At 51.9% G+C, this 507-nt stretch carries 1 pseudogene; it reads left to right on the top strand.

The features are described 5' to 3' along the window. Positions 1–391 (top strand): annotated as a pseudogene (locus ABD658_RS15315) (IS6-like element IS26 family transposase); the annotation flags it as partial. Positions 392–507: the final 116 nt, after the last annotated feature.

Genomic DNA, 507 nt, shown 5'->3' with positions numbered 1-507 from the left:
TCTCTCCCCCCGTCGTAACAGCAAAGCTGCATACCGGTTTCTGGGTAAAATCCTCAACAACGTGAAGAAGTGGCAGATCCCGCGATTCATCAACACGGATAAAGCGCCCGCCTATGGTCGCGCGCTTGCTCTGCTCAAACGCGAAGGCCGGTGCCCGTCTGACGTTGAACACCGACAGATTAAGTACCGGAACAACGTGATTGAATGCGATCATGGCAAACTGAAACGGATAATCGGCGCCACGCTGGGATTTAAATCCATGAAGACGGCTTACGCCACCATCAAAGGTATTGAGGTGATGCGTGCACTACGCAAAGGCCAGGCCTCAGCATTTTATTATGGTGATCCCCTGGGCGAAATGCGCCTGGTAAGCAGAGTTTTTGAAATGTAAGGCCTTTGAATAAGACAAAAGGCTGCCTCATCGCTAACTTTGCAACAGTGCCGTAAAGGCGGCCTTATCCACCATTTCCCGAACAAGCAGGCGCTAATATTCGCCCTGTTCGCGCG

This window comes from Nesterenkonia aethiopica (genome assembly GCF_039534665.1).
Taxonomy (GTDB): domain Bacteria; phylum Actinomycetota; class Actinomycetes; order Actinomycetales; family Micrococcaceae; genus Nesterenkonia; species Nesterenkonia aethiopica.
This window is presented reverse-complemented; position numbering and strand designations above follow the sequence as displayed.